Genomic DNA, 14,868 nt, shown 5'->3' with positions numbered 1-14,868 from the left:
TCAGGATGCGCGATCACATGCAAGGGAGCATTATGTCCATCACTCCATTCGCTCGGCGTACGCGGCTGCTGTCCGCGCTGGCTCTGGGAGCCGTCGGCGCACTCGCGCTCTCGGCATGCAGCGGCGGCTCGACCGACGGGGGTGGCACCGCGGAGGATCCCATCGAGATCACCTTCCAGTCGTGGGTGCCCAATGTCGACCGCGCCGTCGACGCGTTCAACGAGGCGCGCGACGACATCCACGTCACGCTCGAGACGATCACCGCCGGTCCCGACGGCGGCTACGCCAAGATGCTGTCGGCCGTGCAGGCGGGAAACCCCGCCGACGTCGCGCAGGTCGGCTACGACTCGATCCCCGACTTCCTCGTCAACGACGCCCTCGAGGACATCACCGAGTACGTCGGTGACTCCGCAGAGGACTTTGTGCCGTGGCAGTGGGAGACCGGCGTCTTCGGCGACCAGGTCTACGCGGTGCCGCAGGCATCCGGCCCGCTCGGTCAGTTCTACCGCAAGGACATCTTCGACTCGCTCGGCCTCGCCCACCCCACCACGTGGGACGAGTACTACGAGGCGGCCAAGGTCATCCGCGCCTCCGACCCCAACCGCTACATCGCGGCCTTCGCGTTCAACCAGGCGCCCTGGATGATCGGTCTGGCTCAGCAGGGCGGCGCCAACTGGTTCGGCACCGACGGTGATGCCTGGGTCGTCGACATCGACGGCGAGGCCACCCTGTCGGTCGTGGAGTTCTGGCAGAAGATGATCGACGAGGACCTCGTCAAGATCGAGGCCGACTTCTCCACCGAGTGGAACGCCGACATCCAGAACGGCAACGTGCTCACGTGGATCTCGGGCTCCTGGGCCGACGCGATCCTGCGCGGCACCGCTCCCGACACCGCCGGTTCCTGGGCCGTGGGCGCCATGCCGCAGTGGGTCGCGGGTGAGAACGTCTCGGCCACCTGGGCCGGCGGCTCGGCCAGCGTCGTGCTGAAGGGCACGAAGAACCCCGAGGCGGCGGCCGAGTTCGCGCTCTGGCTCAACTCCGACCCGACCAGCGTCGACATCCTCACCTCGGTGGGTGCCGGTTGGCCCGCGATCGCCGACACCAGTGTGGTCCCGTCGCTGCAGGACGACCCCGAGGTGTTCGCGTTCTACGGCGGCCAGGACATCTGGGATGTCTTCGCCGAATCGGATGCCGCTGTCGACACGTCGTGGAAGTGGCCGCCGCTGTCGTCCACCCTCTTCGCATCGCTGACCGACAACGTCAAGGCGGCCGTCGATGCCGGCACCCCGCTGGTGGATGCGTACCACGCCACCCAGACCGACGTCGTGGCCGCACTGGAAGAGCGCGGCATCACCGTCAAGTAGTCCCCCGCGGGAGGAGGGACCCCGGTCCCTCCCACCGCTTCTCGCTCCTCGCCGAAAGCGCCCCATGACCACCCTCGCCCCTCGCCGCACTCGACGCCGCCCTCGCGCGGCGCTGTGGGCCCTCCTCGTCCCCTTCGTCGTGATGTTCGTGCTGTTCTTCATCGCGCCGATCATCTACGCCCTCGTGCAGAGCATGTTCGCCACGAAGAGCTCGGGCCTCGGCCTCGGCCGTCCCGAAACGGTCTTCGTGTTCTTCGACAACTACGCCCGGGCCCTCGCCGATCCGGCATTCGTGGAGAGCCTGGGACGCCTCCTGGTGTTCTCGGCCATCGAGGTGCCCCTCATGGTGATCACCGCCCTCGGTCTCGCGCTGCTGCTGGACTCGGGTCGCGCGTGGGGCGGTCGTTTCTTCCGCGTGCTGTACTTCGCCCCTTACGGTGTGCCCGGCGTCGTCGCCACGCTCCTGTGGGGCTTCCTCTACGTCCCCGCCACGAGCCCCATCCTGCAGATGCTCAAAGGCGTCGGCATCGACGTCAACCCGCTCTCCGGCGACAACGTGCTGTTCGCCATCGCCAACATCGCCCTGTGGGGCTTCGCCGGTTACAACATGATCATCCTCATGTCGGCGCTGGAAGCCATCCCCTCGGAGCTCTACGAAGCCGCCCGCATCGACGGCGCGTCGGCGTGGTCGATCATCTGGAACATCAAGCTGCCGCTCGTGCGCCCCTCGGTGATCCTCGTCACCGTCTTCACCCTCATCGGCACCCTGCAGCTGTTCGTCGAACCGCTCGTGCTGCGTCCGCTGACCACCGCGATCAGCTCGACGTTCACCCCGAACCTCGCGGCCTACAACCAGGCGTTCGCGCAGGGCAACCCGAACCTGGCCGCGGCGATGGCCGTCATCGTCGCCCTCCTCGGCTTCGCCTTCTCGTTCGGCTTCCTCAGCCTCGTCAACCGAAAGGGGAACCGAGCATGGTGAACACAGCCCGGCGCTCAGAGCGGCTCACCCCCGGCAGCCTCGCCGTCAACGCCGTCGTCATCCTCGCGGCGACCTACTTCCTCCTCCCGCTGGTGTGGGTGCTGATCGCGGCGACGAAGTCGCCCAGTGAGCTGTTCTCCACGTTCGGCCTGTGGTTCTCCGACACACCGCAGGCGTGGGAGAACCTCACCCGCCTGTTCACGCAGGACGGCGGAGCGTTCACCCGCTGGGTGCTCAACAGCATCCTCTACTCGGGCGTGGGCGCGGCGGTGGCCATGGTGCTCTCCAGCGCCTGCGGCTACGCCATCGCGAAGTACCGCTTCCGCGGCCGCGAGGCGCTGTTCTCCGTCATCCTCGGCGGCGTGCTGGTGCCGGCGACCGTCATCGCGCTGCCGCTGTACTTCCTGCTCAACACGGTGGGACTCACCGGCTCCTACTGGGCGGTGCTGCTGCCGAGCATGGTCAGCCCGTTCGGGGTGTATCTCGCCCGTATCCACGCCAACAGCAGCGTTCCCGACGAGATCATCGAGGCCGCCCGCCTCGACGGTGCGGGCGACCTGCGCATCTTCGGTTCGATCGCCACCCGCATGATGATGCCGGCGCTCGTGACGATCTTCCTGTTCCAGTTCGTCACGATCTGGAACAACTACCTGCTGCCGCTGGTCATGCTCAACGACACGAGCACCTTCCCGGTGACCCTCGGCCTCACACTCTGGAACTCGCAGACCCAGCGCGACCCGATGTTCTACCAGCTCGTCGTCACCGGGTCGGCCGTGTCGGCGATCCTGCTGGTGGCCCTCATGGTTTCGCTGCAGCGCTTCTGGCGGGCAGACCTCACCGCGGGCGCCACGAAGGGGTGAGTCATTCCCGCCGCATCGCACGGTAGCCGCTCGGGCTGAGACCGTGCGTGCGGCGGAACTGGCGGGAGAAGTAGAACGGATCATCCATCCCGATGGCCCGGCCGATCTCGGCCACCGGCATCTCGGTGGTGTCCAGCAGCCGCCGTGCCCGCGCCATCTTCTGGGCGAGGTGGTAGGCGAGCACTCCCCCGCCGGTCGCATCGCGGAACAGCGATGCCAGATGCGATGCCGACACGCCCACCATCGCGGCCAGTTCCGGCACCTGCACTCGCCCGTCCACGCGCTCCTCGAGGTAGCGCATCGCCCGCTCGAGCGGGGTGCCGTCTTCGGGGAGCGCCCGGTCGACCGCCAGCTGCGTCATCATCCGCCACGCCATGCCCGACGTCGCCAGCAGTCGCGCCGGCGTGGTGTCGCGTTCCAGCGAGGTCGCGATCTCGTCCAGGAGCGCCGTGACGCGGTCGACCGCGCGCAGCGAGATCGTGCCGGCGTGGCTGGTCACCCCGGCCGCTTCCAGCAGTTCGGCGACGTCCTCTCCGCGCAGGTGGCACCACCAGATCGTCCAGGGATCGTCGGCGTCCGCCCCGTAGGAGTGCGGCATCCCGCTCGGGAACACCAGGGCCGTCGACGTGCCGATGCGCACCCGCGTCCCGCCGGTGTCGATCCAGCCGCGCCCCGCGACACACACGATCACGATCGTCTCGGGCGCACCGTGCGGTCGATGACGCCCGTGTTCGGTGGCCCGCGGAAAGTACCCGGCGTCGGTCACCAGCAGGCGCCGCGTCACCGGTCGCGCGAGGGCCGCGTCGACCAGAGGTCGCGGGACGACGCTCATGCGCTGGTGGTCGAATCCGTCAGCCCGTTCCATTCCGCCATCCTGGCATGCCCGATCATCGGATCGTCCATACCGATCCATTGATCCGCCATGGCCCACGACGGTGCACGCCCGTAGATTCGGCAGGGTGAACAGTGACGACGCGCCCAGCCTCATCGACCTGCCCGCCGCCCCCGCCGACCAGCAGCTGCTCCTCGATGCCGGCGGTGTGGCCTGCTGGAGCGAACCGGTGTCGATCGACACGTACGAGCCGGGTGAACCCGACCGCTACCCGCTGTTCCTGGACCGCCGCGTCTATCAGGGCTCCAGTGGCAAGGTCTACCCCCTGCCGATCACCGACAGGGTCGAGCACGTCAAGCGCCCGCACACCTGGCAGGCCATCCACCTCGAGAACGCCACGGTGCGCCTCATGCTGCTGCCCGAGCTCGGCGGCCGCATCCACATCGGCTACGACAAGGTGGCCGGCTACGACTTCTTCTACCGCAACAACGTCATCAAGCCCGCCCTCGTCGGAATCGCGGGCCCCTGGATCTCGGGGGGCGTCGAGTTCAACTGGCCGCAGCACCACCGCCCCGCGACCTACCTCCCCGTCGACTCGCGCATCGAGCGGGAGGACGACGGCGCCGTCGTGGTCTGGCACAGCGACCTCGACCAGCTGCAGCGCATGCGGGGTGTCCACGGCATTCGCCTGCGGCCCGAGTCGTCGCTCATCGAGCTCGAAGCGCGCCTGCACAACCGCACCGACGTGCCGCAGACGTTCCTGTGGTGGGCCAACGTGGCCGCGCGCTCGCACGAGCGCTATCAGTCGTTCTTCCCCGACGACGTCGCCTACGTCGCCGACCATGCCCGTCGCGCGATCACCGGGTTCCCCCGCGCCGACCGGCCGTACTACGGCGTGGACTACCCGCAGCTGGCGGCCGAGCGCCCCGGCGCCGACCGCATCGACATCTACAGCAACATCCCGGTACCGACGTCGTACATGATCACCGATACGACCGAGTCGTTCTTCGGCGGCTACGACCACGCCGCCGATGCCGGTTTCGTGCACTGGGCCGACCGCGCCGTGTCGCCGGGCAAGAAGATGTGGACGTGGGGCGACGGCGCCATCGGTCGCGCGTGGGACGCGCAGCTGACCGACGACGACGGCCCCTACGTGGAGCTCATGGCAGGCGTTTACACCGACAACCAGCCCGACTTCGCCTGGCTCGCGCCCGGTGAGACGAAGACGTTCTCGCAGTTCTGGTTCCCGATCCACGCGGTGGGTCCGGCGCGGCAGGCGACGACGGATGCCGCTGTCTCGCTGGCGCCCCACGACGGCTCCGCCCGGGTCGGCGTCATCAGCACGCGCGCGTTCCCCGGCGCCGTGATCACCGTCGAATCCGGCGATGGGGTCGCCGCAGAGTGGACGGCCGACCTCGGCCCCGGCTCCCCCACCGTGCGGGTGCTCGATGCGGCCGAGGCGAGCGTGCACACGATCCGCGTGCGCAGCGCCGCCGGCGTCGACCTCGTCACCTGGACCCGCCACGACGCGACGGTGCCCGAGCCGTGGGTGGCGACGGCGCCGGATGCCGCGGAGTCACTGACCTCCACCGACGAGCTGTACCTCACCGCGCAGCACCTGCTGCAGTACCGGCATCCGTCCCGCTCCGCCGTCCCCTATCTCGAAGAGGCGCTGCGCCGTGACCCGGGTGACACCCGCTCGGCCACGGCCCTGGCCGCTTGGCACCTCGCCCGCGGCGGCTACGACCTCGCGCGCGATCTGCTGCAGACCGCGGTCAGCCGCCTCACCCGCCGCAACCTCAACCCCCGCGACGGCGAACCCCACTACCTGCTCGGTCTCGTGCTGGAGCGTCTGGATGAGCCCGATGCCGCCGACGCCGCATTCGCGACGGCAGCCTGGGTGCAGGCGTGGCGGGTGCCGGCGACGCTGGGCCGGGCCCGGCTGGCGTTGCGCGGGGGCCGCGCCCGGGAGGCGCTCACCCTGGCATCCGCTGTCTCCGAGGTGCCCGCGGGCGCCCGCCTGGTCGTGCTGGCGCTGCGCCGCCTCGGCCGTGACGACGAGGCGCGCGAGGCGCTGACCCGGCTCATCGACGCCGACCCGCTCGATGCCGCCTCCCGTGCGCTGGCCGGGAAGGCGATCGCCGTGGACCCGCGCACCCTGCTGGAGGTGGGTGTCGAGTTCGCCCGCGCCGGCTGCTACGCCGAGTCCCTCGCCGCGACCGCCACGCGCTCCGCCGCTGCGGCGGCCGCGTTCGGCAACGCCGAGCCGATGCGCCACCTGCTGCGCGCCGCGTGGTTCGATGCCGACGGCGATCATGACGCCGCCGCGTCCGCCCGGGCGGATGCCGCCGCCACCGACCCGTCGCTGGCCTTCCCGGCAGGGCTCGACCAGTTCGACGCCCTCGCGGCGGCGATCGCCGCAGAACCGGGGCACGCCGTGGCCCACGCACTGCGCGGCATGTGGCTGCTCGACGCCGGTCGTCCAGGGGACGCGCTGGTCGATCTCACGCACGCGACGAAGTCGGGCAGCACCGACCCGGTGGCCTGGCGCAACCTCGCGCTGGCGATCATGCAGACCGGTGGGTCGCCCGCCAAGGCCGACGCCGCCTACGAGCGCGCCCTCGCCCTGGCCGACGACGCGCGCCTCGTCTTCGAACGCGACCTGCTCGCCCAGGTGCGGGGGCTCCGCGCCGACGAGCGTCTGACGCTGCTGAAGGAGCGGCCGGCCCTGCTGGACGACCGCGACGATCTGGCGCTCGTGCATGCCACGCTGCTGCTGGACAACGACCGCATCGACGAGGCGTGGACGCTCCTCACCGAGCGCACCTTCCGCCCGTTCGAAGGCGGCGAGGGCCGCGTGATCGCCGCGTTCGACCGCGCGTCGTGCGTCGTCGCCCGCCGACTGCTCGGTGAGGGCGATGCCGACCGTGCCGCGGCCCTGCTCGCCGACGGACTCGTTCCGCCTGCTTCTCTCGGCGAGGGGCGCCACCCCGCCGTGCCGCAGGCCGAGCGGCTGGTGCTGCTGGGTGATGCCCGCGCCGCGCTCGGTGACGAGGCGGGAGCCCGCGATGCGTGGGCCGAGGCCCGCGCCACCACGCCGCTGGCGGTCGCTGCGCGCCCCGCCGACGAGGCGGACTTCTGGATCGGCTTCGCACACCTGCGCCTGGGCGAAACCGCTGCTGCCGCCGAGGCCTGGACCCGCCTGGAACACCGTGCCGACGAGCTCGAGCGCGCCCGCGACGCTGTGGACTACTTCGCCACGTCGCTGCCCGAGCTGCTCGTGTTCGACGTGGACACCGCCGCTGCACGCGTCGCCACTGCGACGCGACTGCGGGAACTCGCCGATCTCGGCCATGCATCGGCATCGGCACCGGCACCGGCACCGGCCTCCGCACCGACAAGGATGGAACGATGACCGACCGCTACCTCGGCTCCGCGTCGCTGCCCGACGACGACGCCACCCTCACCGGGGCGGGGCCCGCCCACCTGCCCGGACGGCTCACGATCACCCTGTGGGACTTCTCCTGGTACACCCAAGCCGGGCCCGGCGAGCCCTACGCCGACCTCGAGGCGACGGTGGCCGATGCCGCCGCGATCGGGTACAACGCGATCCGCATCTGCGCCGCTCCCCTGCTGCTGTTCGGCGGACTGGGGCTGGACGACCTCGCCGCCGACCTCGAGATCGAGGGACTCGGCGCCGCCCCGGGCGGCGGGTACTACGGCCAGCGCACGCGCTGGTACGACACCCCGGGCGGTTTCCGCATCGACCTCGGCGCCCGGCTGCTGGCGCTGTTCGACGCGGCGGCGCGGCACGACATGGTCGTGATCCTCGCCAGCTGGGAGTACCAGCAGTCGCCGTCGTTCGCTGCCTCCCCGCGCTGGTTCGAGGCGATCGACGCGGTGCCGCTGGACGAGCGCTACGACGTACTGGCCGCCGCCTGGGACCGCATGATCGGGTGGCTCACCGCGCACGGTCACCGCGAGCGCATCGCGCTGGTGGAGCTGCACAACGAGGTCGATTTCTCGATCCTCCCCGACATCGCCGACCACGGCGGCGTCGTCGCGGGCCTGCGCGCGCGGCATCCCGATCTGCTTGTCACCGCCAGCTACGGCAAGCCGCCGCACCTCGCGATGCACCGCGTGCCGGCCGAGCTCGGCGCGGCGCAGTGCCACGTGTACTCCTACGGCGTGCTCGACGCGCTGCAGCAGCGCATCGACATCCGCTCCGAGGGCACCGCCGGCTTCCCCAACGCCGCGCTGCGCGAACTGCTGCGGGCCGATGCGCCGTCGGTGTCCGACTACGCGCGGCCGGCGCCGTGGAAGCTTCAGGCCACCGTCATCACCGATCAGATGATCTACGGCTACGACTGGGTCGACCCGTCGGCGTGGGATGCCTGGCTCGACGAGCGCTACCCGCCCTACGCCGAGGTCATGCACCGCGAGATCGCCTCGCGGGTCATCGCCATCGCCGCGTGGGCGCGCTGGCGGGGCGTGCCGGCGATCGTCGGCGAGGGCTGGGTGGGCTACACCCCGCTGCACGGCTCATTCGAAGAGAGCGACATCGGCCGCGGCCTCGCCGAACACGGCGTGCGCACGGCGCTCGATCACGGTGTCTGGGGCGTCGTGCTCTGCTCCAACGCCGCCCCGCACCACCCGATGTGGCAGCTGCGCGAGTGGCAGCAGGCGCTGAACGCCGAGATCCTCGCGCGCGGCTAGCGCGACCGCGCACGAGGGGGGTACCGACAGGGACTCCCGCGCACGGGAAAGACGGGGTGGAGTGGAGAGCGACACATCGTCCCGGGAGTCCCGTTTCCCGCTGTTCGAAGGAACTGCATTGCTCGACGCCGCCACCGGCACCACCACGACAACTCTCTTCGACCCGCTCCGGCTGGGGAAGATCCACCTCGCCAACCGGATCGTGATGGCCCCGATGACCCGGCTGCGCTCGGGCCCGTCCGGGGTTCCGGGCGACCTGCTCGTCGAGCACTACCGGCAGCGGGCCGGTCTCGGGATGATCGTCACCGAGGGCACCTACCCCAGCCGCGAGTCCCAGGCGTACGCCGGTCAACCGGGCATCGCCGACGACGAGCAGGCCCAGGGATGGGCGCGGGTCGCCGACGCGGTGCACGCCGAGGGCGGGCGCATCGTGCTGCAACTGATGCACGGCGGACGCACGGCCCACCCCGCCGTCAACGGCGGCCGACGGGTGATCGCGCCCAGCGCCGTCGCCGTGTCCGGTGAGCTGCACACCGCCGACGGCAAGGAGCCGTTCGTCGTGCCGGAGCCGATGACTCCGGAAGACTTCGGGCGCGTCGTGCAGGAGCATGTCGTCGCCGCGCGCCGCGCGATCGGTGCGGGTCTCGACGGTGTCGAGATACATGCGGCGAACGGCTATCTGCTCCAGCAGTTCCTCTCCCCCGCCTCCAATCGGCGCACCGACGAGCACGGCGGTTCATCGGTCAACCGAACCAGGTTCGTGGTCCGAGTGGTCGAGGCCGTCGCTGAAGCGGTCGGAGCGGAGCATGTCGGGATCCGCATCTCGCCCGAGCATGGTCACCAGGACGTGTTCGAGCCGGACCGCGACGACGTGCTCGCTACGTACGGCGAGCTTCTGGACGGACTGCGGCCCCTCGGACTGTCCTACCTGTCGGTGCTGCATCACGAGCCGACCGGCGACCTGGTCGAAAAGCTGGCCGCCCGCTTCGGCGGACACGTGATGGTCAACAGCGGCTTCGCCACCGTCACCTCGCTGCACGAAGCCGAGCGGCTGCTGCAGGCACCGTTCGTCGACGCCGTCGCGGTCGGCCGCCCGGTCATCGCCAACCCCGACCTCGTTGAGCGGTGGCGCCGCGGCCACGCGCTGAACGAACCCCGGCCCGATCTGTTCTACGCCGACATCGCGGACGGCTACACCGACTACGCGTTCCTGCCGGCGGGCTGATGCCCCCGAATCCCGGATGAGACGGCGATGCCCCGAGGGAATCCCTCGGGGCATCGTCGTCTCTCCGGTGGGGATGGGTTACTTGCCGCTGTAGACCGGGAAAGCGCTGGAGTCGCCGTAGTCCTGGGCGTGGAGGCTCTTCAACGCATCCATGTCGGCCTCGGAGATGACGAAGTCGAGCTCGGCGTTGGAGCGCATGTGGTCGGGGTTCGCCGTCTTCGGCAGCGAGACCGTGCCCAGCTGGATGGTGTAGCGGATGCACAGCTGCGGCACGGACACACCGTACTTCTCGGCCAGCGCCCGCACCTCGGGGTTGTGCAGGATCTCGCCGTGCGCGATCGGCGAGTACGCCTCCACGAGGATGCCCTTGCTCGTGCAGTAGGCCAGCAGCTCTGACGGCGTATTGCCGGCGTGCACGAGCAACTGGTTCACGTGCGGCGTGACCGACGCCGTCTCGAGCAGGCTGTCCAGGTCGGACTGCAGGAAGTTCGACACCCCGATGGCGCGGATCTTGCCCGCCTGGTACGCCTCTTCGAGGGCTCTCCATGCCTGGCGGTTGCCCTCGGCGTAGTCGCCGCCACGGAAGTCGTCCCACGGCTGCGGGGAGTGGATCAGCATCAGATCGATGTAGCCCAGGCCCAGCGTCCGCAGCGACCCGTCGATCGCGGCGACCGCGCCCTCGTAGTCTTTGACCTCAGCGGCGAGCTTGGTCGACACGAACAGCTCGTCACGGGCGACGCCTGAGTTTCGGACGCCTTCGCCGACGCCGCGCTCGTTGCCGTAGGCCTGGGCGGTGTCGAGGTTGCGGTAGCCGATGCTCACGGCATCGCGCACCGCCTGGGCTGCCTTGTCGTCGTCGATGAACCACGTCCCGAGACCCAGCTTGGGGATGGTCACGTCGTTCGAGAGGGTGTAGGTCTCGTTCAGGATGCTCATGCGTGCTCTCCGTTCTTCTTCGGCAGCTGGCGGTACGCCTCGTCGGTGACCGGCTCGAGCCACTCGTTGCTGACGCCCTCGCCGGGAGTGATGAAGGCCAGGTGGCTGAACCAGGAATCCTGCTTCGCGCCGTGCCAGTGCTTCGTGCCCGCCGGCACGCGCACGCTCGTCCCGGGTTCCATGCTCACCGGGTCCTCGCCCTCGGCCTGGTACCACCCCGACCCGGCCGTGCACAGCAGGATCTGATCGCCTCCGCCGTCGGTGCCGTGGTGGATGTGCCAGTTGTTGCGGCAGCCGGGCTCGAAGGTGATGTTGGCGACCGGGACGCTCCCATCGGTGAGCGGGGCGTTGAAGCTGCGCCCGGTGAAGTACTGGGCGTAGGCGTCGTTCGGCGCTCCGAGCGGGAAGATCTGGTCGAAGTCGGTGTCTGTCATGGTGTCTCCTGTTCTTTCGTCGGCCTCGCGGTAGCGGGTGTCCGCGACGACGGCGGGGGCTGGATCGTGGTGGCCGCGAGGCTGGCCAGCAGCTCGAGCCGTTCCTCGCCGGGGGCGGCCTCGTCCCCGTGCGGGTGGAACGACCTGGCCCGTTCGGCGAGCAAGCAGGAACGTCGGTGCTTCGTCCCTGGCATCCATGCCCTCAACGCTAGATCGGCCGGCATCACCGAGGGAGTCTCCGCTGGTACACCCTTCATCGGAGACTCCCTCGGGCCGCTCGTGCCTGCTGTGATTGCAGCATCGCAGCCACACGGCGGAAGGAACGATCATGAGCGATGACGAGCACGGCACGGGCTGGAGCGGCGGGAAGAACGCCTTCGGCGACTTCGCCCCTGGCATGGTCCACTACACCGACCAGGTCCTGTTCGACGAGGTCTGGGAGCGCGAGGGCCTGTCCAAGCGTGAGCGCAGCCTGGTCACGGTGGCGGCGCTGACAGCGCTGGGCAAGATGGATCAGCTGAAGTTCCACCTGGCCTACGCCCGCCGGAACGGCGTCACCGACGAGGAACTGAAGGAGGCACTGCTGCATCTGGCGTTCTACGCCGGCTGGCCCAACGGCATGGGGGCGACAACGGTGCTGAAGACCATCGTCGAGGGCGGTGAGTGAGCACGGAGGCGACGTCGACCGAGAACCACCGGCGGTCTTGACCAGGTCTCTCTGGCGCGGTGTGTGGTTCCTCTCGTGGGGCGGGCGCGGGCTGGATCACGCGGACTGGTCGGTGTTCGGCAGCTCGACGCCGGTGTGCTCGGCGAGAGCGGCGAGCAAGTCGTCCTGGAAGCCCTCGTCGTGCACCGCTGGATGCGGTTGTTCGACGCGCTGGTGGTGCCAGTAGCGTCCGGAGACGAGGGCTTCGGGATCCTCGGTGGTCACGAGCCATGCCTGAGTGACGTGGGCGAGGGCGAGGTCGTCGCTCGCCGAAGGGCCGCCCATCCTGGTCGGCACCCAGCCGGGGTCGACCGCATGCGCGACCCGCCCCGGCCAGCGCCGAGCGACCGCGGCCATCAGCGCGGTGACGAACAGCTTGCTGTCGGAGTACGACGCCCTCGTGCCGTTCTCGTCGATGCGGGAGACCTCCGCATGCCCACCGCGGTGCATGCTGCTGGATAGGTAGACCAGTCGCGGCGCCGGGATCTGCGCGGTCAGCACGTACGGCGCGAGCATGTTGACCTGCAGCATGTCCGGCCCGTCGATCACCCCGGCGTTGTGGATCACCGCGTCGAACGCGCCGATCTGGTTCGCCTGCTCCGCGACGCCCTCGACCTCATCGGCATCGGCAAGGTCGCCGACGACGCTGACCGCGCCACGGGCGATGAGCTCCTCGACGGCACCGAGCCGTTGCTGGTTGCGAGCGTGGACGACGACGTCATGGCCGTCGTCCAGCAGCGAGGCCGCTGTGGCCCGGCCGACACCGTCGGTCGAGCCCGTGACCAGGATGCGAGCCATGGCGTCCCCTCTCTATCGGGTCAGGCGAAGGTGGACGCGTCGATGACGAAGCGGTACCGCACGTCCGCGCCGAGCACGCGCTCGTAGGCGTCGTTGATCTGTTCGGCACCGATGAGTTCGGTCTCGGGCATGATGCCGTGTTCGGCGCAGAAGGCGAGCATCTCCTCGATCTCGGCAATGCCACCGGTCGTGGAGCCCGCGAGCGTCCGTCGGGCAGGAATGAGGGAGAACGCAGGCACAGAGAACGGCTCGGCGGGTGCTCCGACGTTCACGAGCGCGCCGTCGACATCGAGCAGTCCGAGGTAGGTCGCGATGTCCAGGCCTGCCGAGACGGTGTTGATGATGAGGTCCTGGCTGCCCGTGAGTTCGCCGAGCGCGTCGGCGTCGGTGGTGTCGACGTAGCGGGCCGCGCCGAAGGCCAGTGCGTCGTCCTTCTTCTTCGTGCCGCGCGAGAGGACGGTGACGTCCGCGCCGAGGGCAGCGGCGATCTTCACACCCATGTGCCCGAGGCCGCCCATGCCGATGACCGCCACCCGGGTGCCGGGCCCGGCATTCCAATGCTTGAGGGGCGAGTACGTGGTGATGCCCGCACACAGCAGCGGCGCGACCCGCGCGGCGTCGAGTTGGGCAGGCACGGCGACGACGAAGTCCTCGTTGGTGACGACGGCCTGCGAGTAGCCGCCCTGCGTGATGGTGCCGTCGGCAGGGTCGATGCCGTTGTAGGTCTGGGTGTTGCCGTTGAGGCAGTACTGGTCGCGGCCCTGCCTGCACTGCTCACAGGTGCGGCACGAGTTGGACTGGCAGCCAACGCCTACGCGATCGCCGACCTTGTGGCGCGTGACCTCCGGACCGACCGCCGCGACGCGGCCGACGATCTCGTGGCCGACGACCTGCGGGTAGGTGATCGGCCCCCAATCTCCTCGGACGGTGTGGATGTCGGAGTGGCAGATGCCCGCGTACTCGATGTCGATGCGCACGTCGTGCGGCAGCAGGTCGCGGCGCTCGATCGTGATCGGCACCAACGGACCGGTGGGGGACGTAGCGGCGTAGGCGTGGACGGTCGTGGTCATGAGAGGCTCCTCAGAAGTTGTGGATGGTTCGGGGGTGAAGCGGTCAGGGCTCGAGCCGCAGGACGTGGTCGTCATCGGGCCCGGGGTCGCCCCGGCCGTCGGTGTTGTTCGTGAGCACCCACAGCGACCCGTCCGGGGCGACCAACGACGCCAGCACGGCAGCAGCTCCGCGGCTGACCAGCAATGACGTCCTCATGCGCGTTGTTCGCCGACGAAGGAGCGGAACGCGCCCCGGCCGCGGTGCAGGGAGAAGATGTGCTCCGCGAGCGCATCCGGCTCATGGTCGGGCTCGCCGCCGCCGATGCCGCGCGGGATGATCAGCTGCGCGACGTGGATGCCCTCCGGCGCGAGCGCGACGTGCAGCATCTGCCCGTAGGCGCTCTCGCCGGCGAACGCGATCGACGTGCCGGTCACGTTGCCGTTCGGAGTCACGGCACTGGAGCCGTTGATGAACAGGATCGTGCCGCGGCCAAGCTCGCGCAAACCCGGTAGGACGTGCTGCACAGCGGTGACCGGCCCGTACACGGACTGCTCGACCGGTCCGACGAGGTCTTCGGTGGCGGTGTCCAGCACGGGCTTCATGAAGTCGTCGGCCGGGACCGGGCTGTACTGCAGAACCTCGATCGGGCCCAGGTCGGCGGCTGCAGCATCCAGAGCCGCGCGCAAGGCACGCGAGTCGCGGGCATTCGCCGCGTAGCCGCGGGCCGTGATTCCCTCAGCGGCGAGTTCGGCGGCGAGCCGGTCGACGTTGGCCTGGGTGCGGGAGACCAGGGCGACGGCGAAGCCTTCACGGCCGAAGCGGCGCGCGGTGGCCTGCCCCAATCCGGGGCCGGCTCCGATGATCGCGAACGTGGTCATGATGGGTCCTTCCGTCGGGCTTCGAGATCGGTGGAGGCCGGCTCGATCGCCGTCGGCCGTCGGACCGCGTCGGGTCCGTGGCGCAGCGCC

14 protein-coding genes are annotated in these 14,868 nt (G+C 69.9%); 7 read left to right on the top strand and 7 right to left on the bottom strand.

What is annotated here, in order from left to right; genetic code table 11:
- Positions 1–32 precede the first annotated feature (32 nt).
- From H9651_RS02235 to H9651_RS02225, 3 genes are all read left to right on the top strand, one after another.
- A complete protein-coding gene (locus tag H9651_RS02235) occupies positions 33–1,364 on the top strand; it encodes an ABC transporter substrate-binding protein (RefSeq protein WP_191717450.1) in 1,332 nt (443 codons plus the stop codon).
- 64 nt (positions 1,365–1,428) lie between these two features.
- Positions 1,429–2,343 carry a carbohydrate ABC transporter permease gene (locus tag H9651_RS02230; protein ID WP_191717449.1) on the top strand — a complete coding sequence of 305 codons (915 nt, stop codon included), beginning with the start codon at positions 1,429–1,431 and terminating at the stop codon, positions 2,341–2,343.
- The gene (locus H9651_RS02225) at positions 2,337–3,203 is read left to right on the top strand and encodes a carbohydrate ABC transporter permease (protein ID WP_191717448.1); all 867 of its coding nucleotides are present in this window, start codon (positions 2,337–2,339) and stop codon (positions 3,201–3,203) included. Before H9651_RS02230 ends, H9651_RS02225 begins: the two co-directional genes overlap by 7 nt.
- A 1-nt stretch (position 3,204) precedes the next feature.
- Here the strand turns inward: H9651_RS02225 and H9651_RS02220 are convergent, their stop codons facing one another.
- Positions 3,205–4,068, bottom strand: coding sequence for an AraC family ligand binding domain-containing protein (locus H9651_RS02220; protein WP_191717447.1), 864 nt, complete (start codon positions 4,066–4,068; stop codon positions 3,205–3,207).
- A gap of 94 nt (positions 4,069–4,162) precedes the next feature.
- Between H9651_RS02220 and H9651_RS02215 the strand changes: the two genes are divergently transcribed.
- The 3 genes from H9651_RS02215 to H9651_RS02205 all read left to right on the top strand — a co-directional run bounded on the left by H9651_RS02215 (position 4,163) and on the right by H9651_RS02205 (position 9,976).
- The gene (locus H9651_RS02215) at positions 4,163–7,450 is read left to right on the top strand and encodes a DUF5107 domain-containing protein (protein ID WP_318244724.1); all 3,288 of its coding nucleotides are present in this window, start codon (positions 4,163–4,165) and stop codon (positions 7,448–7,450) included.
- A complete protein-coding gene (locus tag H9651_RS02210; RefSeq protein WP_191717445.1) occupies positions 7,447–8,751 on the top strand; it encodes a cellulase-like family protein in 1,305 nt (434 codons plus the stop codon). The genes H9651_RS02215 and H9651_RS02210 overlap by 4 nt, the downstream gene beginning before the upstream one ends.
- Before the next feature lie 118 nt (positions 8,752–8,869).
- Positions 8,870–9,976 (top strand): alkene reductase, encoded by a 1,107-nt coding sequence (locus H9651_RS02205; protein ID WP_191717444.1) that lies wholly within the window; start codon positions 8,870–8,872, stop codon positions 9,974–9,976.
- A gap of 78 nt (positions 9,977–10,054) precedes the next feature.
- Here H9651_RS02205 and H9651_RS02200 read toward each other — a convergent pair whose 3' ends face one another.
- Positions 10,055–10,912: an aldo/keto reductase gene (locus tag H9651_RS02200; protein ID WP_191717443.1), complete on the bottom strand. Its 858-nt coding sequence runs from the start codon at positions 10,910–10,912 to the stop codon at positions 10,055–10,057.
- A complete protein-coding gene (locus tag H9651_RS02195; protein ID WP_191717442.1) occupies positions 10,909–11,346 on the bottom strand; it encodes a cupin domain-containing protein in 438 nt (145 codons plus the stop codon). Before H9651_RS02195 ends, H9651_RS02200 begins: the two co-directional genes overlap by 4 nt.
- Positions 11,347–11,674: 328 nt before the next feature.
- Between H9651_RS02195 and H9651_RS02190 the strand changes: the two genes are divergently transcribed.
- Entirely contained in the window at positions 11,675–12,013 is a 339-nt protein-coding gene (locus tag H9651_RS02190; protein ID WP_191717441.1) for a carboxymuconolactone decarboxylase family protein, read from the top strand.
- Between the two features lie 96 nt (positions 12,014–12,109).
- Here the strand turns inward: H9651_RS02190 and H9651_RS02185 are convergent, their stop codons facing one another.
- Genes H9651_RS02185 through H9651_RS02170 form a run of 4 tightly spaced genes read right to left on the bottom strand, consistent with a single transcriptional unit; the run spans position 12,110 to position 14,778 of the window.
- Entirely contained in the window at positions 12,110–12,850 is a 741-nt protein-coding gene (locus H9651_RS02185) for an SDR family NAD(P)-dependent oxidoreductase (RefSeq protein WP_191717440.1), read from the bottom strand.
- Between the two features lie 20 nt (positions 12,851–12,870).
- The gene (locus H9651_RS02180) at positions 12,871–13,920 is read right to left on the bottom strand and encodes an NAD(P)-dependent alcohol dehydrogenase (protein WP_191717439.1); all 1,050 of its coding nucleotides are present in this window, start codon (positions 13,918–13,920) and stop codon (positions 12,871–12,873) included.
- Positions 13,921–13,963: 43 nt separating this feature from the next.
- Positions 13,964–14,116, bottom strand: a complete 153-nt coding sequence (locus H9651_RS02175; protein ID WP_191717558.1) for a hypothetical protein — start codon at positions 14,114–14,116, stop codon at positions 13,964–13,966.
- Positions 14,113–14,778 (bottom strand): SDR family NAD(P)-dependent oxidoreductase, encoded by a 666-nt coding sequence (locus tag H9651_RS02170; RefSeq protein ID WP_191717438.1) that lies wholly within the window; start codon positions 14,776–14,778, stop codon positions 14,113–14,115. Before H9651_RS02170 ends, H9651_RS02175 begins: the two co-directional genes overlap by 4 nt.
- Positions 14,779–14,868 lie beyond the last annotated feature (90 nt).

The organism is Microbacterium pullorum (assembly GCF_014836535.1).
GTDB lineage: Bacteria > Actinomycetota > Actinomycetes > Actinomycetales > Microbacteriaceae > Microbacterium > Microbacterium pullorum.
This window is presented reverse-complemented; position numbering and strand designations above follow the sequence as displayed.